18 protein-coding genes are annotated in these 23136 nt (G+C 72.5%); 6 read left to right on the forward strand and 12 right to left on the reverse strand.

Annotation, left to right across the window (positions count from 1 at the left end; all coding sequences use genetic code 11):
* Positions 1 to 3: 3 nt before the first annotated feature.
* The 9 genes from ABGB14_RS14875 to ABGB14_RS14915 form a co-directional block, all read right to left on the reverse strand.
* On the reverse strand, positions 4 to 2064 hold the full coding sequence (locus ABGB14_RS14875; protein ID WP_347644205.1) for an NB-ARC domain-containing protein: 2061 nt from the start codon (positions 2062 to 2064) through the stop codon (positions 4 to 6).
* A complete protein-coding gene (locus ABGB14_RS14880; protein WP_347644206.1) occupies positions 2061 to 4385 on the reverse strand; it encodes a LuxR C-terminal-related transcriptional regulator in 2325 nt (774 codons plus the stop codon). Before ABGB14_RS14880 ends, ABGB14_RS14875 begins: the two co-directional genes overlap by 4 nt.
* Positions 4386 to 4551: 166 nt before the next feature.
* Positions 4552 to 5556, reverse strand: coding sequence for an enolase C-terminal domain-like protein (locus ABGB14_RS14885; protein WP_347644207.1), 1005 nt, complete (start codon positions 5554 to 5556; stop codon positions 4552 to 4554).
* A 98-nt stretch (positions 5557 to 5654) separates the two neighbouring features.
* Positions 5655 to 7040 carry an MFS transporter gene (locus ABGB14_RS14890; protein ID WP_347644208.1) on the reverse strand — a complete coding sequence of 462 codons (1386 nt, stop codon included), beginning with the start codon at positions 7038 to 7040 and terminating at the stop codon, positions 5655 to 5657.
* Between the two features lie 141 nt (positions 7041 to 7181).
* Complete coding sequence (locus tag ABGB14_RS14895) at positions 7182 to 8342, reverse strand: VWA domain-containing protein (RefSeq protein ID WP_347644354.1); 1161 nt, start codon at positions 8340 to 8342, stop codon at positions 7182 to 7184.
* Complete coding sequence (locus ABGB14_RS14900; RefSeq protein ID WP_347644209.1) at positions 8339 to 10687, reverse strand: DUF5682 family protein; 2349 nt, start codon at positions 10685 to 10687, stop codon at positions 8339 to 8341. The genes ABGB14_RS14895 and ABGB14_RS14900 overlap by 4 nt, the downstream gene beginning before the upstream one ends.
* Positions 10684 to 11748: an AAA family ATPase gene (locus ABGB14_RS14905; RefSeq protein WP_347644210.1), complete on the reverse strand. Its 1065-nt coding sequence runs from the start codon at positions 11746 to 11748 to the stop codon at positions 10684 to 10686. The genes ABGB14_RS14900 and ABGB14_RS14905 overlap by 4 nt, the downstream gene beginning before the upstream one ends.
* Entirely contained in the window at positions 11745 to 13118 is a 1374-nt protein-coding gene (locus ABGB14_RS14910; RefSeq protein WP_347644211.1) for a DUF5691 domain-containing protein, read from the reverse strand. Before ABGB14_RS14910 ends, ABGB14_RS14905 begins: the two co-directional genes overlap by 4 nt.
* Complete coding sequence (locus tag ABGB14_RS14915; protein WP_347644212.1) at positions 13115 to 14476, reverse strand: SWIM zinc finger family protein; 1362 nt, start codon at positions 14474 to 14476, stop codon at positions 13115 to 13117. The genes ABGB14_RS14910 and ABGB14_RS14915 overlap by 4 nt, the downstream gene beginning before the upstream one ends.
* A gap of 132 nt (positions 14477 to 14608) precedes the next feature.
* On the opposite strand from ABGB14_RS14915, the gene ABGB14_RS14920 reads away from it, so the two are divergent.
* The 3 genes from ABGB14_RS14920 (at position 14609) to ABGB14_RS14930 (ending at position 17718) form a co-directional block, all read left to right on the forward strand.
* Entirely contained in the window at positions 14609 to 15154 is a 546-nt protein-coding gene (locus tag ABGB14_RS14920; RefSeq protein ID WP_347644213.1) for a cupin domain-containing protein, read from the forward strand.
* 76 nt (positions 15155 to 15230) lie between these two features.
* The gene (locus ABGB14_RS14925; RefSeq protein WP_347644215.1) at positions 15231 to 16109 is read left to right on the forward strand and encodes an aminoglycoside phosphotransferase family protein; all 879 of its coding nucleotides are present in this window, start codon (positions 15231 to 15233) and stop codon (positions 16107 to 16109) included.
* Positions 16110 to 16179: 70 nt separating this feature from the next.
* Positions 16180 to 17718, forward strand: a complete 1539-nt coding sequence (locus ABGB14_RS14930) for an aldehyde dehydrogenase family protein (protein ID WP_347644216.1) — start codon at positions 16180 to 16182, stop codon at positions 17716 to 17718.
* Positions 17719 to 17770: 52 nt separating this feature from the next.
* Here ABGB14_RS14930 and glnII read toward each other — a convergent pair whose 3' ends face one another.
* Positions 17771 to 18790: a glutamine synthetase gene (glnII, locus tag ABGB14_RS14935; protein ID WP_347644217.1), complete on the reverse strand. Its 1020-nt coding sequence runs from the start codon at positions 18788 to 18790 to the stop codon at positions 17771 to 17773.
* A gap of 121 nt (positions 18791 to 18911) precedes the next feature.
* A complete protein-coding gene (locus ABGB14_RS14940; protein ID WP_347644218.1) occupies positions 18912 to 19388 on the reverse strand; it encodes a hypothetical protein in 477 nt (158 codons plus the stop codon).
* 167 nt (positions 19389 to 19555) lie between these two features.
* On the opposite strand from ABGB14_RS14940, the gene ABGB14_RS14945 reads away from it, so the two are divergent.
* The gene (locus tag ABGB14_RS14945; RefSeq protein ID WP_347644219.1) at positions 19556 to 20728 is read left to right on the forward strand and encodes a TerC family protein; all 1173 of its coding nucleotides are present in this window, start codon (positions 19556 to 19558) and stop codon (positions 20726 to 20728) included.
* A gap of 151 nt (positions 20729 to 20879) precedes the next feature.
* Positions 20880 to 21215 (forward strand): carboxymuconolactone decarboxylase family protein, encoded by a 336-nt coding sequence (locus tag ABGB14_RS14950; RefSeq protein ID WP_347644220.1) that lies wholly within the window; start codon positions 20880 to 20882, stop codon positions 21213 to 21215.
* Here the strand turns inward: ABGB14_RS14950 and ABGB14_RS14955 are convergent.
* On the reverse strand, positions 21175 to 22329 hold the full coding sequence (locus ABGB14_RS14955; protein ID WP_347644221.1) for a PQQ-dependent sugar dehydrogenase: 1155 nt from the start codon (positions 22327 to 22329) through the stop codon (positions 21175 to 21177). The two genes, ABGB14_RS14950 and ABGB14_RS14955, sit on opposite strands and share 41 nt — an antisense overlap.
* 34 nt (positions 22330 to 22363) lie before the next feature.
* Here ABGB14_RS14955 and ABGB14_RS14960 point away from each other — a divergent pair, with 34 nt between their 5' ends.
* Complete coding sequence (locus ABGB14_RS14960) at positions 22364 to 23113, forward strand: SDR family oxidoreductase (protein WP_347644222.1); 750 nt, start codon at positions 22364 to 22366, stop codon at positions 23111 to 23113.
* Positions 23114 to 23136 lie beyond the last annotated feature (23 nt).

Below are 23136 nucleotides of genomic sequence, written 5' to 3' on the forward strand. Positions count from 1 at the left end.
GCTTCAGCCCGCGACGGCGTAGGTCACGGCGCGGTCCTGGCCGAGCCGCGCCCCCTGGCGGAAGGCCGTCGCGAACGCCCTCCCGCCCAGCGCCCGGCGCGCCCGCTCCCTGCACTGCTCGTGCCATGCCGCGTGATACCACAGCCGTTCTGGCGAGGCTCCCATCGCCTGCCACAGCGCGTGGGCCGCGCCCATCAGCCCGGCGGCCCGCCCGTGCTCCTCGCGGGCGCCCGCGATCCACGCCAGCACCTCCAGGCACTGGGTGAGACACCAGCGGTCGTTGACCTCCCCGGCGAACAGGGCCGCCGACGTCACCAGCGCCTCGGCCCGGCGGCAGTCGCCCAGGTTCCAGCGGGCGACGCCGAGCGCCAGCTGGGCGTACGCGCGGGAGACCCGCGCATGGTGCTTCTCGCAGAGCGTGAGCAGTTCCTCGCCGAACTCGGCGGCGCGCTCGGGGTGGCCGACGGAGCCGTACGCGGAGGCGTAGTAGAGGTTGAGCATGACGCCGTCGAGGTTCTCGCCCGCGCGGTGCAGGGCCAGCGACTCCTGCAGCAGCGAGAGCCCGCGCTCGTGGTCTCCGCTGGAGAACGCCGCGACTCCGGCGGTCCTGATGGCGTACGGCAGGACGGCCTCGTTGCCGGGGCGACGGGCCAGGTCGAGGCACTCCCCCAGCCTGGGCAGCGCCATCACGAGGTCGCCCTGGCGCAGGGCGAGCATGCTGTCCACCCAGAGCGCCGTCGCGCGGATCCTGCCGGGCTCCCGCACCAGGTGCAGGCCGCGTTCGAGCCAGTATCTCCCCTCGATGAGCGATCCGGCCAGCAGCCAGTAGCACCACAACGCCGAGGCGGTGTCCAGCCCCACGCGCGTCAGCTCCGGCGTGCTCAGGCACGCTTCGAGGGCGACCCGCACGTTGGGCAGCTCGACCTGCAGCCGCCGGTAGCGTTCGAGCTGGTCGGGCACCATCCGGTCGATCTGGCTGTCCTCCACCAGCCGCCGGTGGTGATCGACGTAGCGCTCGCGCAGCCGGTCCTTCTCGGACGGCGTCAGCCGCTCGCAGCCGTACGCGCGCAGGCTCTCCAGCATGCGGTATCTGAGCCCGCTCTCCCTGCGCTCGCAGCACAGCACCGACTTGTCCACCAGCCCGGCCAGCAGGTCGAGCACGTCGCCGGCGTCGATCCCGTCGCCGGAGCACACCGACTCGGCGGTGTCCAGATCGGCCCCGGCGGGGAACATCGACAGCCGGGCCCACAGCCGCTGCTCGGCCGCCGAGCACAGCCCGAAGCTCCATTCCGTGGTCGCGCGCACCGAGTGGTGGCGCGGCAGCGTGGCGCAGGTGTCGGCCTCCAGCACGTCGATCGGCTTGTCCAGTTCGCGTATCAGCTGGTCGAGCGGCATCGTGCGGAGCCTGGCCACGGCCAGCTCGATCGCCAGCGGCACCCCCTCCAGGCGCTGGGCCAGCCGGGCCACGCGACACGCGTTGTCCGCGGCGAGGGAGAAGCCGGGCAGGACGTCCGCCATGCGGTCCTCGAGCAGGCGGACGGAGTCGTGGCGGGCGATCTCCCCGAGGGGCCGGCCCGGGTCGGGCACGGCCAGCGGCCGCACGGTCAGCACCTGCTCGCCGTAGACGCCCAGCGTCTGCCTGCTGGTCACGAGGATGCGCAGCCGGGGGGCGACCCGCAGCAGCCGGTCCACGAAGCGGGCGCAGATCGCCCTCAGATGCTCGCAGTTGTCCAGGACGAGCAACATCCGCTTGCCGGACATGCGGTCCACCAGCACGTTCATCGGGTCGGGGCCCGTGTCGCGCAACCCCAGCGCCGAGGCGACGGCCGGCTCCAGCAGCTCGCCGGTCTCCAGCGTGCCCAGCTCGACCACCCCGACGCCGTCGCGGTACGCCCCCTTGACGTGCTCGACGATCTGGAGGGCCAGGCGGGTCTTGCCGACGCCGCCCGCCCCCGTCAACGTGAGCAGCCGTCCGTGGATCAGCGCCTTCCTGGCCATGGCCAGCTCGCGTCTCCGGCCGACGAAGGAGGCTCCGCCGGTCAGCAGGCCGCCGTTGGACTTCATGAGGAACTCCCGGGGTCGCGGTGGTCCTGCTCGCCGACCCAGGCGGCGATCTGGGCCCGTGAGGTGAACCCGAGCTTGTTCAGGATGTGCTCGACATGTCCTTCCGCGGTCCGCTGGGCGATCACCAGCGAGGCGGCGATCGCCTTGTTGCTCATTCCCTGGGCGACGAGCCGGGCGATCTCCGTCTCTCTTCGGGTGAGCGGCGACGAATCGGCCGCCTGCCTGCCCGGCCGCGGGTCCTCATCCATGGCGTACGCGACCCCGGCGGTGGAGCCGAACTCGGTGCCCTTGCGGAAGGCGGTGTCGAAGCGCCGTGCGCCGAGGCGTTCCCGCGTGGACGCCTCGCAGGCGTCGTGGTAGTCGGACAGGTTGCCGAACAGCGGTCCGCCGAACGAGCGCCAGTTCTCCCGCGCGGCCCCGAGCAGGACGGCGGCGCGCTCGGGTTCGTCCTCGGCCGCCATCCACGCCAGGGCCTCGATGCACAGGGCGATGCCCAGGCGGTCGTCGAAGGGCTGCTTGAGCCGGATGGCCAGGCGCTCCATCCCGACCGCCTCCGCGGTGTCCCCCTGCCGCCACTTCTCGATCCCGAACACCCACAGCGTGTACGACCTGAACCAGTGCTCCTGGCGGGCCTCGCACATCTCCAGGCACTCCTTGAAGTGCGTGACGGCCTGTTCGGAATGGTCGAGGAGCGAGTGCGCGGTGGCGAGGTAGATCAGCGCGTTCACCACGCCCGTCTGGTCGTCCTCGTCGCGGCTGCGCTCCACCGCCTCGCCGAGCATCCTCAGGGCGCCGTCGAGGTCACGCTGGAGCAGGGCCGAGAAGCCGGCGACATAGGCGGACCTGGCCAGGATCGACTCCTCGCCGAGCCGCACGACCAGGCTGTGGCATTCGTCCAGCATGGCCGCCGCCACCGCGAAGTCGCTCTGCAGGACGGCCAGCCTGGCGTCGACGACGAGGGCACGGGCACGGGCCGCGCTCGGCTCGTGGTCCGCGGCGAGCAGGCGGTCGAGCCAGCTGCGCCCTTCGCGGAACGAGCCCGACGCGATCCAGTAGAAGCGCAGCGCCATGGCGATGTCCAGGCCGGGTTCCGTCTCGCCCGGCGTCGTGAGGCAGAAGTCCAGGGCCGCGCGGATGTTGCCGTGCTCGGCGCGCAGGCGGGCGAACCAGGTCAGCTGGTCGGGGCCGTACCAGCCCCGCTGCGCCCGGTCGACCAGTTCCCGGCACCAGTCGCGGTGCCGCAGCTTCAGTTCCTGCTCGCCGCCCGATTCCCGCAGCCGGTCGCGGCCGTACTGGCGGATGGTCTCCAGCAGCCGGTACCGCACCGACGAGCCGTGGTCCTCGCGGGCCAGCACCGACTTGCCGACGAGGCCGCTCACCAGGTCGACCATCTCGTCCGGCTCGATGCCGTCGCCGGAGCACACCTGCTCGGCCGCCTCCAGGTCGACGCCTCCCGAGAAGACGGAGAGCCGGGCCCAGAGCAGTTGTTCCTGCTCGGTGCAGAGCCCGTAGCTCCAGTCGATCAGCGCCCGCAGCGTGCGCTGGCGGGGCATGGCGGTCCGCGCGCCCTTGGTGAGCAGCCGGAAGCGGTCGTCCAGCCGGGCCAGCAACTGGTCGACGGAGATCGCCCTCAGCGACACGGCGGCCAGCTCGATCGCGAGCGGGATGCCGTCCAGCCGCCGGCAGATCCGCGCCACGCTGTCGCCGTTGGCGTCGGTGAGCTCGAAGCCGGGGAGCACGGCGTGGGCGCGGTCGACGAACAGCCGCACCGCGTCCGACTGCCGCAGCGACGCGGTGGACGGGCGATCGCTGTCCAGGCCCGGGACCACCAGCGGCGGCACCGGCATCGTCACCTCGCCCATGACACCGAGCGCCTGCCTGCTCGTCGCGAGGATGCTCAGGCGGGGCGCCGCGCGGATCAGCGTGGCCGCCAGGACCGCGCAGTCGTCCAGCAGGTGCTCGCAGTTGTCGAGGACCACGAGCAGGTGTCTGTCCCGCAGGTGGCCGGTGAGCACGTCGATCGGGGAGCGTACGGACCGGTCCTGGATGCCCAGGGCCTCGCTGACCGTCTGGGCGAGCAGCTCGGGGCTCTCCAGCGCGGCCAGCTCGACCAGCCACACACCGTCGGGGAAGGCACGCCGCACGTCGCACGCCACCCGCAGGGCCAGCCGGGACTTGCCGACTCCTCCCACGCCGACGAGCGTCACCAGCCTGGACTCGGACAGGAGCCGTTTCACCTCGGCCGCCTCATGCCGGCGGCCCACGAAGCTGTTCAGCTCCGCCGGCAGCCGGCAGTCGTTCGCGATGTTCGACTCAGCCATGGCCTTGATCACTCCAGCGGCCCAGCACGCGCTGAGCCGTCAGTGTCGGACCTCCCCTAACCCAGGTTAAGCCCTGGCCGTTACACGTGAGCGCGCCGGGCGGACGGGAAACCCCTGCTCAGGGTCGCCGAACGGCGTGCCCGCCGGGGTTCGCGCCGCGTCGCGGTCACGCGTGGAAGGAGTCCTTCGCCAGTTTGCGCAGGCGTGTCTCGTCGATGTCGTGACCGAGACCCGACTGGGTGTACGGCACGGCGATCACGCCGGCGTTCGCGCCCACGATCGGGGTGACGATCTGGTTCTGCCGCGGCGGCTGCGTCACGTCGCACGGCAGCGTGCACCCGGGCAGGCTCGCCACCGCCACCGTCGCCGCCCTGGCCAGCCCCGCGCCCTGACCGCCCGCGCACTGGATGTCCCAGCCCGCCGCGGCGGCCCGGTCGTGCGCCCGCCTGGCCTCCGACAACGACGGGAACGCGGCGGGCCGCAGCAGCAGGACCCGCGCCGCGCGCAGCGTCAGGTAGTCGTCGAGACCCGCGATCGAGCCGACCTCGACGGCGACCGAGGCGGCCACCTGGTCCTGCAGCAGGGCGTGCGACTGGACGTCGCCGGCGTCGAAGGGCCGCTCGATGACCTCAAGGCCGTAGGAGTCGAGCGCGACGAGCTGGTCCAGGTCGGAGTAGGCGTTGCCGCAGTCGACGGCCAGGGTCAGCGCAGGGTACGCCTGCCGCACCGCGCGTACGGGCTCGACGTCCCATCCGGGCCTGATGTCCAGCGTGACGTGCCCGTAGCCGGCGCAGACCTGCTGGTTGACCCGGGACACGAGGCTCTCGACGGACAGGTCGGGGGCGATGCGCACGGTCGCCATGAGCGAGGTGCGGGTGCCGCCGATCGCCTCGGCGAGCGGCACGCCCCGCATCTTGGTCCACAGGTCCCAGCAGGCCATGTCGACCGCGGAGTCGCCGCTCGGCACGGTGTCGGGATGCTCCCAGTCCACGCCGATGAGCAGGGCCGCCAGCGACTCCTCCAGCCTCGACCAGGTCTTCGGCTGGGGTGAGGTCACCTCGCCCCAGCCGCTCATGCCGCCGTGGTCGGTGAGCTTCACGAGCAGGCTCTCCGACCTCTTGCCGAACGGCAGTGCCAGTCGGAAGACCTCAAGCTCCCGCACTCGCGGCATGTATCCCCCTCACCGGCGAGAGCCCCGCCCCTCCGGCCGCCGCCCCACGGTCGTGCCCGGTCAGCAGCGGGCGGCGGAAGGGGAGATTTCTCGTCGTTCTATGACGCGCTTCCCTCCATAGTGCCTGGTACCGCGGGCTTGGCAAAACGCGGGGCCAGCAGGAAGGCCAGCACCGCCAGCACGATGGTGAAGGTCAGACCGGCGAGATAGTTCTCGGCGGCGGCCGTGAACAGGGCGCCGCTGACCGCGACGGCCACCACGGTGAACACCGACTCGCCGACGCCGACGGCCGCGCTGTTCTGGCCCTCCTCTCCCTCCTCGGACATCTCCAGCACCAGGACGGACACCGTGGGGTGCAGGGCGCCGATGCCGAGGCCGGCGGTGGCCATGGCCACGTAGGCGACCGCGATCGGCACCGAGTCGATCAGCACGAGCGACACCAGGGAGATGCCCAGGGCGATCATGGCGGCGCCGCCGCGGATGGCGGTCATGTCGCTGATCGCGCCGCGGCCCTTGATCCACGAGCCGGCGGACCAGCCGAGCGCGCCGATGGTGAGCACGATGCCGGCCCCGGTCGGGGTCAGGCCGCGCTCGCTGATCAGCATGAGCGGGACGAGCACCTCGGCCGCGGTCAGCGCGCCGAAGGCCAGGCCGCGCAGCACGGGCGCGGTCGGCAGGCCGCGGGCGGCCTTGAGCGATCCGGGAAGCAGCAGCCTGGGCAGCGCCACGACCAGCAGCACGATCCCGATGAGCAGCAGGGGCAGGCCGGCGAGCTTGAGCGCGCTGCCGTACTGGATGAGGGCGGCGGAGACGGCGGTCAGCATGGCCCAGACGAGCTTGCGTCCCAGGCCGGGTGCGGGCCCGGCAACGCCGTCCCGCACCTGACGTCCCGCGGTGCCGCGCCAGAGCAGCAACGCCGCCGGGATGACGATCAGGGAGACGCCGAGGAAGATCCACCGCCAGTCGATGTTCTCGACCACGAACCCGGCGATCGCCGGGCCGACCATCGAGGGCACCACCCAGGCGGCGGAGAACAGGGCGAACACCTTGGGATGCATCGCGCTCGGATAGACCCTGGCAACCAGCACGTAAAGCGCGACTTGGATCAAACCCGCCCCAAGGCCCTGCACGAACCGGCCCGCGACGAACACCTCCATGGTCGGCGCGAACCCGGCCAGCAGCAGCCCGGCCACGAAACTCGTCACGCCGACGGCGATCGGCGGCAACGGCCCGCGCACGTCGCTCCACCGCCCGCCCAGCACCGTCGCGATCACGCTGGCCGCCAGCGTGGCGCTGAAGGCCAGGTTGTACAGGTGCATGCCGCCGAGGTCGCGGGCCACGACAGGCATCGCCGTGGCCACCGCCATCGCCTCGAAGGCCGTCAACATGATCAGCGCGACCAGGCCCACGCTGAGCGCTCGATAGGGCGGGGACACCACGCTCACCGGAGCGGCGGCCGCGGGCCCGTCAACAGTTGTCGTCATGGTGGCAAGCTATGGCGAACCCACAGGTCAGCACATCGGGCGCGGGCCCTAGGCCCTTGGACCTAAGGCACCGTCACGGCATGCGCCCCTCCATCCCGTCGAGCAGGAGATCGAGCCGGTGGCGCCCAAGGGCCGAGGCGCCTAGCCCCTGACCGCGGCGTGGCGCTCCGCCCACCGGGCGATGTCGCGCCGCTCGATCGCCGCCGCCATCAGGTCGGGGAACGCGTCAGGCGTGCACGCGAACGCGGGCACGCCCATCGCGGCCAGCGCGGCGGCGTTCTCGTGGTCGTAGAACGGCGCGCCCTCGTCCGACAGCGCGAGCAGCACGATCACCTGCACCCCGGCCTGCGTCATCGCCGCCACCCTGCGCAGCAGCTCCTGCCTGACGCCTCCCTCGTACAGGTCGCTGATCAGGATGACGATCGAGTCGGCCGGCCTGGTGATGAGGCCCTGGCAGTAGGCGACGGCCCTGTTGATGTCGGTGCCGCCGCCGAGCTGCGTGCCGAACAGCAGCTCCACCGGGTCGTGCAGCTGGTCGGTGAGATCCACCACCGCCGTGTCGAACACCACCAGCGACGTCCTCAACGACCGCATCGACGCCAGCACCGCCCCGAACACGCTCGAATAGACGACCGAGGCCGCCATCGAACCGCTCTGGTCGATGCACAACACCACCTCGCGCTGCACCGACCGCTGCCTGCGGGCATAACCCACCAGGCGTGACGGGACGACGGTGTTCCGCTCGGGCAGATAGTTCCTGAGGTTCGCCCTGATCGTACGGTTCCAGTCGATGTCGGCCACCCGCTTCGGGCGGTGGGTCCTGGCCGAACGGTCGAGGGCGCCCGTCACCGCGGCCCTGGTCTTCTGCGCGAGCCGGCGTTCGAGCTCCGCCACCACCCGGCGGACCAGCGCCCTGGCCGACTCGCGGGCCTGGTCGGGCATGACCTTGTTGAGCGCGAGCAGGGTGCCGACCAGGTGAACGTCGGGCTCCACCGCCTCGAGCATCTCGGGTTCGAGGAGCAGCCGGGTGAGGTCGTGCTTCTCGATCGCGTCCTTCTGCATGACCTGAACGACTGTCGAGGGGAAATAGGTGCGGATGTCGCCCAGCCAGCGGGCCACTCTCGGGGCCGACGCCCCCAGCCCGCCCGCGCGACCGCCCCTCTCGTGAACGGGCTCGTAGACGGCGGCCAGCGCCGCGTCCATCCCCGCGTCGGCGCCCTCCAGTGCGCACCCGGTCCCGTCGGCGTCGCCGCCGCCCAGCACCAGCCGCCACCGGCGCATCCGCTCGTCCGCCGCGCTCATCGCTCCGCCTTCCCACGCCATCGTCCCCAGGGTGCCCGGTCCGCCTGCCCAGGGGCGCTCACCGGCCCGCTGTGCCGGGGATGGGGAGCGCCGAGGATGGAGAGCACGGTCGCGACGGCGGGCGCGGCGCGGCGTTCGTCGACGGCCTGAGCACTCTCTCCCGCCTCACGACCGGCCGAGCGCAGCCGCTCGCCGACCGCCCGCCGCTCCGGCGCGGCGAACGTGCCGAATGTACGGCGCAGCAGCGGCAGCACGTCGGTGAACTGGTCGGGGGACAGTCCGGTGAGCCAGCCGTCCACCAGGCCGAGCAGCCGCGGATCGTGCACCAGCAGCAGCCCTCCCCCGGCCAGGAACCCCTCGACCCACGCCGCCGCCCGCGCCGGCGGCTGGCCCCGCGACATGGCCCTGGACATACGGTCGCCGGCGTCGTCGAGGCCTCCGCAGTCGAGCAGGATCCGGGTGAGCCGGCCCTCGATCAGCCCGTGCAGATCCTGCCTGTCGCTGATGCCCCGCAGTGTGCCCAGCCACTGCCCCCTCGGCATCACCTCCTCCTCGCCCCCATCGGTCACCGGCGCGGCGGGCGTGGCCGGGGTGGGACCGGCCGGCTCGTTGAGGAGGGCGACGGCCGAGTGAACGCCGTCCACGTGCTTGAGCAGCCCCGCCGCCGCCTCGTCGTCCAGCCCCGTGACCGCCACCGGCAACCCCACGCAGATCCGGTCCAGCATCGACCGTACGATCGCCGCCAGCCCCTCCGCCGGGGTGCCGCGCACGTCGCCGTACCGGTGGGCCCTGACCATCGCCGGCAGCGCCGCCATGAGATGCGTGACCTCGGTGTCCAGGGCCGCCTTGGCCGACAGCGCCGCCAGCACCTCGGGCAGCGCCTCCGGGAGTTCGGCCAGCAGGCACAGCTCGACCAGCGACGTCAGATCCGCCAGCGCCACCGGCTCCGCCGCCGCCAGGCCCCTGGCCCGCTGGGTGGCGGCGGTCTCGACGGTGGTGCCGAGGGCGGCGTGTTCGATGAGCGCCAGGTCGTGCTCCGGCCGCCACCGCAGCGTCCAGGTCTCCCTGAACGTGCCCTTCCCCCGCGCCTGCCCAGGCGTCCCCCAGCCGACGCCGAGGACGCGCAGGCGGTGCAGCAGGTGGCTGCGGTCGAGGTCGAGCGGCTTGCGCAGGTCGAGGTCGATCTCCCGGTCGAGCGCCTCGGGTTTGAGCCTGAGCCGCCGCTGCTGCTCGCGCAGGTCGCGCTGGATCGGCACCATCGGCGTGCCGTCGCTGACGTGGCCGAGCCGGTCGCCGACGACCATGCGCCGCTGGATCAGCGCCACGGCCAGGTCGTCGCCCTCGCACAGCACGGCCCTGGCCGCCTCGGTGACCTCGCCGAGCCCGGCCAGCGGCCTGCCGCGCAGGGCCGCGAGACCGTGCGCGAGGCGTACGGACTCGATGACGTGCGCGGACGACACCGGCAGGCCCTCGTCGCGCAGCACCCCCGCCGCCCCGGCCAGCCACCGCTCCACGGGCCGGTCGGGCGCGTCGAACAGGTGGTGGTACCAGCCGGGCGACGAGATGCCCGCGCCGTAGCCGCTCCACGAGGCCAGCCGCCCGTACGTCCACGGCACCCACGCCAGCTCCGCCTTCACCTTCGGCAGGCCGCGCAGCAGCGCGTTGTCCGCGCCCGCCGGGGGCAGGGGCTCTGCCAGCGCGGGCACGTGCCAGGCGCCGCAGATCACCGCGATGCGCCCGTAGCCCTTCTTGATCGCCGCGCGGAGGGTTTTGCGCATGTACGCCTCGCGCCGGGCCTCCCGCTCGTCCGGCTGGTGGCCCTCGCGCACCGCGGCCATGGCCTCGGCGATCACGGCGAAGGGCGTGTCACCGCGGTGCTCGACGACGTCCTCCCACCAGCGTTCCGGGTCGTCGTGTCCGGCGGCCGCGGCCAGCGCCCCGATGGGATCGGCCCGCAGGCCGGCCACCCGCTCGTCGCCGTCGCCTGCCAGCGAGTGGGCGGCGGGCAGATCGCAGAAGCGCACCGGGACGCCGGCGGACGTGCCGTACACGATGGCCTGCCATTCCGGGGAGAACACCGCGAACGGCCAGAACGCCGCACGGGACGGTTGTCCCGGCACGTGGGCGAGCAGCGCGACGGGCGGCTCCATGCCGGGGGCGAGCGAGACGATCGGGTCGGCCTCCGGCGGGCCCTCGATGAGGATCGCGTCGGGCCGCAGCCGCTCAAGCTCGTCGCGCACGGCCCGCGCCGACCCGGGCCCGTGGTGGCGTACGCCCAGCACGAAGACGTCCGCCCGCCCGGCCCTCGGCACACCCGCCGCGGCGGAGGGTGGGCGGGAGGTCACGAGACCTCGCGGCAGGCGCGGTAGAAGTCGCGCCAGTCCGGCCGCTCGCGTACGACGGTCTCCAGGTATTCGCGCCACACCACCCGGTCCGACACCGGCTCCTGGACCACCGCGCCCACGATCCCGGCCGCCACGTCGGACGGGCGCAGCACGCCGTCGCCGAAGTGCGCCGCCAGCGCGATGCCGCTGGTGAGGACGGAGATCGCCTCAGCCGTGGACAGGGTGCCGCTGGGCGACTTGACCTTGGTGCGGCCGTCTTCGGTGACGCCCGCGCGCAGCTCCCTGAACACCGTCACCACCCGGCGGATCTCCGCCAGTCCGGTCGTCGTCTCCGGCAGCTCCAGTGAGGCGCCGAGCTGGGTGACGCGGCGGGCGACGATGTCCACCTCCTCCTCGGCGGTGGAGGGCACGGGCAGCACCACCGTGTTGAAGCGGCGGCGCAGCGCGCTGGACAGCTCGTTGACGCCCCGGTCACGGTCGTTGGCGGTGGCGATGACGGTGAAGCCACGTTCGGCCTGGACCTCGCGGTTGAGCTCGGGGATCGGCAGCGTCTTCTCCGACAGCACGGTGATGAGGGCGTCCTGTACGTCGGTCGGCATGCGGGTGAGCTCCTCGACGCGGGCCACGCGGCCCTCGGCCATCGCGCGCATCACCGGCGACGGGGTCAGCGCCTCGATCGACGGCCCCTCGGCCAGCAGCCTCGCGTAGTTCCAGCCGTACCTGATGGCCTCTTCCGCGGTGCCCGCGGTGCCCTGCACGAGCAGCGTCGAGTCGCCGCTGATGGCCGCGGCGAGGTGCTCCGACAACCACGTCTTCGCGGTGCCGGGCACCCCGAGCAGCAGCAGCGCGCGGTCGGTCGCCAGCGTGGCGACGGCCACCTCGACGATGCGCCGCGCGCCGACGTATTTCGGGGTGACGCGCTCGCCGTCGCCCAGGATGTAGGTGGTGACGGCCCACGGGGACAACTTCCAGCCGGGCGGCCTCGGCCGGTCGTCGTCCTTGGCGAGCAGGGCCAGCTCCTCGGAGTACTGGTCTTCCGCGTGCGGGCGCAGAACGGTCATGAGCCCTCCCTCATCGTTGTCTCACTCACGGAAAGCTCCTTGTACATGTCGGCACGGAAACGCAGCAGGGCGGCGACCTGCTGGATGGGCTCCACGGGCGAGTAGCTCTCGGCCAGCGGGAACAGGGCCGGGTCGATGTGCTCTCCCGCCAGCTTGACCAGCTCGCCGAGGTTCCACGGTTGCGTGGTGGCCACCTTCACGATCTTGCGGAGCACGGCCGTGGCCAGTTCGTCGCGCCAGTGGGACGAGACACCGCCCAGCACCATGATCAACTGGCTGTCCAGGTCATGCTTTTTCACGAAACCAGCGGCGAGCTCCTGCTGCTCGTCCGGCGGGAGGCATTCGAGAAGGTCCGCGATCGGGTCCCAGCCGAACATCGCCCGCGCCCAATCCGGCTCCTTCTGCAGCACGGCGGCGCGCACCCAGGCCGTCTTCACCTCGGCGTCCCAGTCGGGGATCGTCATCCGGAGCAGCCGGGCGGGCGGGTGGCCCCAGATCGCCAGCGGGGCGCGGGCGATGACCTGCTGCAGCCACCAGGCCCGCTCCCCGATGCCCCTGGGCGGCTTGGCCCTGACGCCGTCGCGCTCCATCGCCTTGTCGCAGGATCCGGGGGCCTCGACGGTGATGACGTCGCCGGCGATCGTCACGCACGCTCGCGCCCGCTCGGCCATGCGCTGCGACAGGCGCGACCCGGGCAACCGGGTGAGCAGGTTGGCGGCGGCCTGGCGCACCTCCCTGCGGCGGTCGTCGAGCGCCTGCTCGAGGAACGGCTCGTCGTCCATGCTCAGCCCGTCGGCCAGCACCTCCGCGAACTCGGCCCGGTCGTCCGGCGTCTCGCTCTCCCACGTGCTCTCGAGCAGCCGCCGGGCCCGCGCGGGATCGGCCGACCTGACGCGGCGCAGGTGAGCCCGCCGATCGGCGGCGGAGCCCAGCTCCCAGGTCTCGCCGGTGGGCTCCTCCAGGAGGTAGGCCCAGGCGGGATTGAGCCCGGCCAGCCAGCGGCCGCGCTGCCCGGCGAGAACGCCCAGGTGCACCCTGATCGAACGGTCGCGCCGGCCGCGTTCGAGCAGGTCGGGCAGCGCGTACGGGGGCACCCTGCGGCCGGTCGCGGCGGCCGCGGCCAGCCACTCCGCCAGCAGCCGCTCCTGCTCGCCGCCCAGAATCCTCATCAGCCGCCCGGCCGCGCGCCCGCCGACGGCCGGCCGCTCCTCGTCGGGGGCCTGCCCCATGCTCTCAGCGCCCTCCGCGAGCGGCCGGCCCGCCCGCCGCCGCGCCACCTCCACGGCGGCGCTCGCGAGCAGATCTCCCGCGTACGGTCGGCGGTCGGTGCCCACCAGCGCCGCCGACGCCAGCTCCTCCCAGCCCGTCACAGGATCACCGCCCGTCCCTCGCCGTCCCACGTGGTCAGGGGCCGCAGGCCCTGGGGTGTCCACTCGACGGCCACCGTGACGGGGCGCCCGCCGGAAACGGCGATGAGCCGCCAGGGATCGCGGGCCCTGACGTGCAGCGGCAGGCCGCCCAGCCGGGTGCGCCCGGGCACCACGCCGCAGAGGACGAGCGGCCACGACTCCGTCCAGGGATCCCCCGCCAGCACCCTGGCCACCTCGTCCAGCGCCTCTTCCTGCGACACCCCCGGCGGACCGGACAGACCACAGCACCCGGACAACCCAGAAGTGTCGGACGAACCTGGCGGATCGGAGGACTCGGGCAGGGGCGGCGGTCCCGGCACGGCCGCGGAGCGGTCCGAGGGTCCGGGCGCTGGGACGCTGCCGTGGCGGGCGGCGACGAGGGCCCGAAGCGGGGCGGCACCCGGGTAGTAGGCGAGGTCGGCGTCGATCGTGGTGCCCGTGACCAGGGAGGCGTCGAGCGACTGGCCCTGCGGAGCGAACGAGAGGACCAGCGCGGGCCGCCCCGTGCGCCTGCCGCGCAACCAGACCTTGCGTGCCGTCAGCCGATCCTGCACCTCGTCACGCCGGCCGAGAACGTCCCAGTGATCCCGCACGGCGGGTCTCGCCAGCACCTCTTCCCTCGTGACGGGGAACCCGGTGCGGATCAGCACGGTCCGCCCCAGCGCCGGGGGCAGCTCGGCCCGCCGCCGGTAGGCGACGGCCAGCAGGTTGAGCAGCGCGTACTCCTCCAGCAGCCGCCCCGGCCAGCCCTCCTCGGAACGGACCCGGGCCAGCTTGGAGACCATGCCCGCCACTCCGGGCGCCTGGGCGTCGACGAGCCGCTTGGCCAGACCCTCCCAGTCGTGCTCCGCGGCTCCCGCCAGCCCCTGCCGCACCTGGTCGGCCAGCCACCGCTCCAGCTCCGCCAGCCCGGACGCGACCCGCCCATGGCGTACGGACTCCCCGCCCGGACCACGCCCACGCCCGGACGTTTCCTCCCCGGCGGGCCGCTCGGCGCGTGCCTTCGCCCACTCGCTCACCCACCGCGGCGCCGCCTCCTGGGCGGGGACATCGTCGGCGGACCACAGGAGCAGCAGCCCGAGCGTGTGCTTGCACGGGAACTTACGGCTCGGGCAGCTGCATCGGTAGGCGGGCTCGGTGAGATCGACACAGGCCAGGTAGGGCTCGGCCCCGCTGCCCTTGCACTCGCCGTACAGCATCGTGCCCGTCGTGCCGCGCGACGCCCATCTCCCGGGCGTCGCCAGCCCCTGGGCCGCCTTCCGGGAGGAGGCGTCGGGGGCGAGAGCTAGCACCTGGTCACGGCTCCACCGTTCGATCACCTGCCGCAGACTAGCCAGCCCGACCGACATTTCGCCCCCCGTCCGGGAGATCACCGAAAGCGCCGGCCGGCCGGCGCAGGACAGCCCCGGGCCCGCCCCGGCCAACGTTCGACTGCCCATAAACTTGGCCGGGTGGAGCTACGGATCTACCCCAGCGGCCCGTCCGTCCAGGTGGCTGACGAGGCCGCGGCGCTGGCCAGCCGGCTCGACGGGCAGCTCGTCCTCGGCGGCAACCGCTTCCTGCGCAGGGATGTGACCGGCGCCCCGGTGGCGTTCGTCGAGCGGCCGCCCATCGCCGAGGCCCTCGACCTGCTCCCCCACCCCGAAGGCGGCTGGTTCAGGGAGACGTGGCGGTCGGCGGCGACGTTCCGGCCGGACGGCTACCCGGGGCAGCGGGCCAGCGCCACCGGCATCTACTTCCTGCTCCAGCCGGGCGAGCAGTCGGTCCCGCACGCGGTGAGGTCGGACGAGGTCTGGTTGTGGCATCGTGGCGGGCCGCTGGCCCTGACCGTGGGGGACGACACGATCATGCTCGGGCCCGACGTCGAACGCGGCCAGGTGCCGCAGGCCGTCGTGCCCGGCGGGGTGTGGCAGTCGGCCAGGCCGGCGGGCGACGAACCGGTGCTGGTGAGCTGCGTCGTCTCGCCGGGCTTCGACTTCGCCGACTTCACCGTCTGACCGCGCCCGGCCCGGGCGTTGACGGGCGACGCCGGAGAACGCTGACATGAGCACGGTCCGAACGAGAAGGGTGCCCATGGACAGGATGCACGACGAGGAGCTCGACATCGACGCCGGGCTCGTCCGCCGGTTGGTGGCCGGCCGGTTCCCGCAGTGGGCGGGCCTGCCGATCGAGCCGTTCCCCTCGGGCGGCACGGTCAACGCGATCTTCCGGCTCGGTGACGACCTGGCCGTACGCCTGCCGCGCGTCCCGTGGGGCGCCGGCGACGTGGCGAAGGAGCACCACTGGCTGCCGCGGCTCGCCCCGCTGCTGCCCGCCGCCGTCCCCACGGTGCTCGGCCTGGGCGAGCCCGCCGAGGGCTTCCCCTGGCCGTGGTACGTCTACCGCTGGCTCGACGGCGCCGGCCCCGACCCGGCCCACCTCGCCGACGCCGAGTCGCTGGCCAAGGATCTGGCGCGGTTCGTCGCCGCGTTCCAGCGCGTCGATCTGCCGGGCGGGCCGGTCGCCTACCGGGCGGGGCCGCTGTCGACGGTGGACGCCGGGACGCGGACCGCGATCGGCGAGCTGGAAGGGCTGATCGACACCGCCGCGGCGACTGCTGCGTGGGAGGAGGCGCTGCGGGCCCCCGAGTGGGCGGGCCCTCCCGTGTGGACGCACTCCGACCTGATGCCGGCCAACCTGCTGGTCGAGGACGGCCGGCTCGCCGCCGTGCTCGACTTCGCGACCGCGGGCGTGGGTGATCCCGCCTGCGACCTGATCCCGGCCTGGAACCTGCTGCCGCCGGACGCCCGGCGGACCTTCCGCGACGCGCTCGGCGCCGACGACGCGGCCTGGGCCCGCGGGCGCGGCTGGGCGCTGTCCATGGCCCTGATCCAGCTCCCCTACTACCGTCACACCAGTCCCTCGATCGCCGCCGGCGCGCGGCATGTGATCGACGCCGTGCTGACCGGCTGACGACGCGGTTTTCTTGGGTTTTTTCCGGCGAGATGATTGTCTGTCCGGAGGAACTATGAGGAGGGCACCGGTGAGCCGTCAGATCGTTTCCGTGGTGGGTGGCAAGGAAGCCGCCGTCGCCGGCACGTACACATCGCTGAACCCCGCCCGCACGGGCGAGGTCGTGGCCCGGGTCGGGCTGGCCGACGCGGGCACGTTCGCCGCCGCCTGCCGTACCGCCAAGGAGGCCCAGCGCGAGTGGGCCAGGGTGCCGGCCCCCGTACGCGGCCGGGTGATCGCCTCCATCGGGCGGCTGGTGGAGGCCAACGCCGAGCGGCTGGCCCGGCTGGTGACGGAGGAGATCGGCAAGCCGTACGCCGAGGCGCTGGGCGAGGTCCGGGAGATCGTCGACACCTGCGACTTCTTCCTCGGTGAAGGGCGCAGGCTGTACGGCCAGACGGTCCCGTCGGAGATGCCGGACAAGAACCTGTTCACGTTCCGCAACCCGATCGGCGTGGCGGCGGTCGTCACCGCGGGCAACTTCCCGGTCGCCGTGCCCTCGTGGTATCTGGTGCCGGCCCTGCTCTGCGGCAACGCCGTCGTCTGGAAGCCCGCCGAGTACGCCGCCGCCTCCGCGGAGGCCATGTTCCGGCTGTTCACGGCCTCCGGGCTGCCCGACGGGGTGCTCAACCTCGTGTTCGCCGGCGGCGCCGACACCTTCGACGGCCTAGAGCTGGCCCTCGGCGAGGGCACCGTGCAGAAGGTCGGCTTCACCGGCTCCAGCGAGGTGGGCAGGAAGGTCGGCGAGCTGGCGGGGCGTCACCTGCAGTCGGCCTGCCTGGAGCTGGGCGGCAAGAACCCGATGGTGATCATGCCGGACGCGGACCTGGACCTGGCCGTGGAGGGGGCGCTGTTCTCCGGCTTCGGCACGGCGGGGCAGCGCTGCACCAGCCTCGGCACGGTCATCGTGCACGAGAGCGTGCACGACGAGTTCGTCGAGCGGTTCGCGCGGGCGCTGCACGCGGCCGACATCGGCGACCCGGCGGGCGACGTGCTGGCGGGCCCGCTGCTCGACCAGAAGTTCGCCGACCGGTACGAAGAGTTCCTGACCTGGCTCCAGCCGCACCACGAGGTCGTGTCAGGAAAGGTCGGGCGGATCACGGAGGGCAACCCGCGCGGCGACTTCGACGGCGGCGAGGGCCTCTACTACCACCCGGTCATCGTCGACGGCGTCCAGCCGGGCGACCGGCTGTTCCTGGAGGAGACGTTCGGCCCGATCGTGGGCGTGACGTCGTTCGCCACCCTCGACGAGGCCATCGAGCTGGCCAACCTGCCCGGCTACGGCCTGTCGAGCTCGATCTACACCACGAACGCCAGGCACGCCTTCCGCTTCCGCGAGGGCATCTCGGCCGGCATGGTCAGCGTCAACAACTCGACGTCCGGCGCCGAGGCGCACCTGCCGTTCGGCGGCAACGGCAAGTCCGGCAACGGCAGCCGCCAGTCGGGCATGTGGGTGCTCGACCAGTTCACCCGCTGGCAGTCCATGAACTGGGATCATTCGGGCCGGCTGCAGAAGGCGCAGATGGACGTCGCGGAGATCGAGCCGGATCTGGACTTCCGCCTGCCGTGACAGCCGGCGGGGGCTCCTCGGCGAGGAGCCCCCGGGAGACGCGGCGCCGTCGTCAGACCTGGCCGGCCTTCTCCAGCGCGGCGCAGCAGGTGCCCACCAGCAGGCGGGTGACCACGTACGGGTCGATGTTGGCGTTGGGGCGGCGGTCCTCGATGTAGCCCTTCTTGTCCACCTCGACCTGCCACGGGATGCGGACGGAGGCGCCGCGGTCGGAGACGCCGTAGGTGTACTTGTTCCACGGGGCCGTCTCGTGGTGGCCGGTCAGGCGCAACTCGATGTCGGCGCCGTACTGGGAGACGTGCTCCATCGGCTTGTCGCCCTCGCCGAGCGACTCGCAGGCGGTGATGATGGCGTCGTAGCCCTCGCGCATGGCGCGGGTGGAGAAGTTGGTGTGCGCGCCGGCGCCGTTCCAGTCGCCGCGGGCGGGCTTGGCGTCGAGCGTGGCCTCCACCCCGAACTCCTCGGCCGTCCGGTACAGCAGGTAGCGGGCGACCCACAGGTGGTCGGCGACCTCGACAGGACCGGCCGGGCCGACCTGGAACTCCCACTGGCCCGGCATGACCTCGGCGTTGATGCCGGAGATCTTCAGGCCGGCGGCGAGGCAGCGGTCGAGGTGGAGCTCGACGATCTCGCGGCCGAACACGGCCTCGGCGCCGACACCGCAGTAGTAGTGCCCCTGCGGCGCGGGGAAGCCGCCCTCGGGGAAGCCGAGCGGCCGGCTGCCCTTGAAGAACGTGTACTCCTGCTCGATGCCGAACCAGGAGTCCTGCTCGGCGTACTGCTCGGCGATCGGGCGGAGCAGGGCGCGGGTGTTGCTCGGGTGGGGCTCGCCGTCGGTCTCCTCGACCTCGCACAACACGAGGACGTTGTCGCCGCCGCGCATCGGGTCGGGGCAGGTGAACACCGGGCGGAGCACGCGGTCGGACGCGTGGCCCACGGCCTGGTTCGTGCTGGAGCCGTCGAAGCCCCAGATCGGAGGCTCGACCCCGTCGGACACGATCTTCGTCTTCGAGCGCAGCAGAGCCGTGGGCTCGGTGCCGTCGATCCAGATGTACTCAGCCTTGTAGCTCACGGCGGTCCTTTCGGGTTCTTTCAGCCACGCCGAGTCTTATGGACGACCGTTTCCCGTTTTTTGCCCGTATGTGAACGCCGTGTTAATCCGCACAGGTCATGATGCAGGTCACCACGGCGGCTCAGCTCTCCCGCACGGTGCCGTCGGCCTCGACGGTGAGCACGACGTTCGGGCCGCCCTCCCCGCAGCCGGGCCCGTTGGGGAAGCGCCCCTTCGGGGTGACCGTGACGGCGTGCTCGGCCACCGGCTCGGAGCCCGCTCCCTTGAGCGTCAGCCGCACCTCCACCGGCCGTTTCGGCAACCCCTCGACGGTGCCGAAACCGCTCTTGTCCGCCGTCGGGACCGCGGTGACCGAGCAGGTGTCACCGTCGCAGGTCTCCTCTCCTGCCCGCCGGACCGTACGCAGCTCGGCCACGGCCCGCCGGCAGGCGCCGTCCCAGCACACCTCCATCTCGGCGGTGTCCGCCTGGGCGGCGACCGGCGCCCTCACCATCACCGACACGCCGACAGGGGTGCCGATCAGCGTGCACGGCGTCCCCTCCGAGCATCCGGCCGGCAACGCGGCGAACAGGGCGACGATGAGGGCGAGTCGATGCACACCCCTAAGACGTCGCCCGGCCCCCGCGGGTTCGACGCCCGCCCAGGACAGCCTCGCGGCGGGTCCGGCGCCGAGGCTTACCGCCGCCGTGATCGGGTAGCTCATGCCGAGTCGCGAGCCCTACCCCGAGTCGCCCCTCGCGACGGCCGGCAGGGAGGGAGCCCGGAGTGGACGTGCCCGCCGTGGTGTGGTGGCTGACGATCGCGGGGATCGCCGGCCTGCTGCTCTTCGACTTCGTCTTCCACGTACGCAAGGCGCACATCCCCACCCTGCGCGAGGCGTCCTTCTGGTCGGCTCTGTACGTCGGCATCGCCCTGGTGTTCGGCGTGGCCGTGTGGATCTTCGGCGGTTCGGACCCGGGAGCGGAGTATTTCGCCGGATACGTCACGGAAAAGGCGCTGTCGGTCGACAACCTGTTCGTCTTCCTCGTCATCCTGGGCGGCTTCAAGGTGCCGCGGGCGGGCCAGCAGAAGGTGCTGCTGTTCGGCATCGTGTTCTCACTGATCGCGAGGAGCGGGTTCATCTGGCTCGGGGCGACGCTGATCGACCGGTTCGCCTGGGTGTTCTACGTGTTCGGCCTCATCCTGCTGCTGACGGCGGGCAACCTGCTCAAGCCCGAGGGCGGGGACAGCCACACCCCGGACAACTTCATGGTCCGCACCGCCCGCAGGCTGCTGCCGGCGTCCGACACGTACGACGGCGACAAGCTGTTCACCGTCGAGAACGGCCGGCGGGTGATGACGCCCATGCTGCTCGTCATGGTCGCCCTCGGCGGCACCGACATCCTGTTCGCCCTCGACTCCATCCCGGCGATCTTCGGCCTGACCCAGGACGTCTACCTCGTCTTCACCGCCACCGCGTTCTCCCTGATGGGGCTCCGGCAGCTCTACTTCCTGCTCGACGGCCTGCTCGACCGGCTGATCTATCTGTCGTACGGGCTGGCCGTCATCCTCGGCTTCATCGGCGTGAAGCTGATCCTGCACGCCCTGCACGAGAACAACGTGCCGTTCATCAACGACGGCGAGCCGGTGCCGGTGATCGAGATCACCACCGGGCTGTCCCTGCTGGTGATCCTCGGCGTGCTGCTGGTCACCGTGGTGGCCTCGCTGGTCAGCGGCCGGGGGCGGGCGCAGAACGCGGTCTCCGCCGTGCGCCGGCACGCGCAGGAGTATCTGGAGGTGGAGCGCGACCCGGACGTGCGCGAGCAGGTGTACCAGCGGCTGCTCGCCGAGGAGGAGCAGCTCAGGCGCCTGCCGGAGAAGCACAGGCGGTGGATCAGGGAGGAGGAGAGTCTCATGACGCTCCTGCGCCGCGCCCACGAGGAGCACGACCGGGCCTGACCGCCCGCGCACGCGCGACGTACGGCTGTCAACCTCTCGGAGGCGACACTCCGTGACGGAACGGGCGTGCAACGTTCATGCAACCCCCATTGGCTCAACTCAAGAGGTAGCGAAAGATGTGAGGATCCCTTGCGACCATCGGGAGCGTACGATGACAGACCCCGCCATGGAGACCGTCGACTCCTTCGGCATGACGGCCGAGCGCCAGTTCGCCGAGGTGTGGTCGAGGACGGCCCTGTCGGACAGGGATCGTCGCCTGCTCCTTCTCGGGCTCCTCGTCGGGCAGGGCTTCGACGAGATGACGGACGTCCAGCTCGACGCGGCCCTGCGCACCGGCGACCTCACCGAGCCCGAGCTGCGCGAGGTGGTCATCTTCGTCACCCACTACGCGGGGTGGATCCGGGGGGCCAGGCTGAACGGCCAGGTCGAGGAGCTGATCGAGCGGGTCAGGCGGGCTCGATCCGGTAGAGCGGGCCCTGGAGGCTGAGCGCGTAGAGCTCGCCGTCGTGCCCCTCGCCGAACGACGACAGCTGCTCGACCTCGCCGACCTCCGCCGCCTCGTCGGGCGCGTCGGCGGGTGCGGCCCTGATCCAGCCGGCGCAGAAGTCGCCGTACACGAAATGCCCCCGCAGCCAGGGGATCTTCGTACCGCGGTAGACGGGCCCGGCGATCACCGAGCAGTTGCCGTCCTCGCCCAGCGGATAGACGATCACCGGGTCGGTCAGGTCGCCGCCCTTGCCGCCGTGGAAGCGCTCCTTGCCCTCGCGCAGGCTCCAGCCGTAGTTCTCGCCGCCCTTCGAGCCCGCCGGCTGGTGGTCGACCTCCTCCCACTCGTTCTGGCCGACGTCGCCGATCCACAGGTCGCCGGACTCGCGGTCGAAGGAGAACCGCCAGGGGTTGCGCAGCCCGTACGCCCAGATCTCGCCCTTGGCGCCCTTCTTGCCGGCGAACGGGTTGTCCTCGGGGATCGTGTACGGGTCTCCGCGCGGGTCGATGCGCAGGATCTTGCCGAGCAGCGTGCCGAGGTCCTGGCCGTTGCCCTGCGGGTCGCCGGCCCCGCCGCCGTCGCCCAGCGCGATGTAGAGGTGGCCGTCGGGCCCGAAGGCCAGCTGGCCGCCGTTGTGGTTGGCGAACGGCTGCTCCTGGGTGAGCACGTCGCGCCTGGCCGTCGCCGTGGAGCCGTCGTAGGCCCATTCGGTGACGTGGGTGTCGCCCTGGGCGTCGGTCCAGTCGAGGTAGACCCACCGCCCGCTGGGATGGAACGCCACGCCGAGCAGCCCCTGCTCGTTGCCGCCGCTCACCTCGCGGGACAGGTCGATCACCGTGTCGCCGGCGGAGGTGCGCAGCCTGCCGGTCTGCTCGGCGACGTAGAGGCGGTCGTCACCCTCGCGCACGGCGAACGCGACGGGCTTGTCGAACTCGCCGATCTTCGCGAACCGCAGCCGGCCCCGCTCGGCCGGCGTGGCGGCCGGGGACGTCGGCGGGGCGGCGGTCGCGGTGGCCGCAGGGCCGGTCGACCCGGCGGAGGGGCCGGGCGAGGGAGCCTGACCCGAGCAGGCGGTGACGGCCAGGAGGAGGAGCACGGCCAGGACGGGGCGCACGGCGTCATCCTGCCATGAACGTTAAGGTTCAGCCATGCCTACCGCACTGATCACGGGCGCGACCGCCGGCATCGGCGCCGCCTTCGCCCGGCGCCTGGCCGCCGACGCGTTCTCACTCGTCCTGGTCGCGCGCGACGAGCAGCGGCTCGTCCGGAACGCCGAGCAGCTCAGGCTCCGCTACGGCGTCGACGTCGAGGTGCTGCCCGCCGACCTGGCGAGCGACGAGGGGATCGCCAGGGTCGAGTCCAGGCTCCGCGAGGGGGTCGACCTGCTGGTCAACAACGCCGGCTTCGGCAACGCCGGCAGCTTCCCCGATGCGCCCGTCGAGGACGAGTTGCGCATGCTGCGGGTGCACTGCGAGGCGGTGCTGCGGCTGACGCTGGCCGCGCTGCCCGCGATGAAGAAGCGCGGCAGGGGCGCGATCGTCAACGTGGCGTCCGCGGCGGCGTTCTTCACCCGCGGCACCTACGGAGCGTCCAAGGCGTGGGTGGTCAGCTTCAGCGAGGCGGCCGCGCACCAGGCGGGCCACCCGCGCATCCGGGTCATGGCGCTGTGTCCCGGTTTCGTGCGGACGGAGTTCCACCAGCGCGCCGGGATGGACACCTCGGGCATCCCCGGGCCGCTGTGGCTCAAGGCCGACGACGTGGTCCGCGGCGCGATGCGCGACCTGGCGCTGGGCAGGAGCGTGTCGGTCCCGAGCCTGCGCTACAAGGTCATCGTCGGGGTCGGCCGGTTCGTGCCGCGGAGCCTGCAGGCCATGGTGTCGGCCAGGATCGGCCGCTGACCTTCCGCTCGGCAAGGGCCGGG

The organism is Nonomuraea sp. B10E15, assembly GCF_039871615.1.
Classification (GTDB): domain Bacteria; phylum Actinomycetota; class Actinomycetes; order Streptosporangiales; family Streptosporangiaceae; genus Nonomuraea.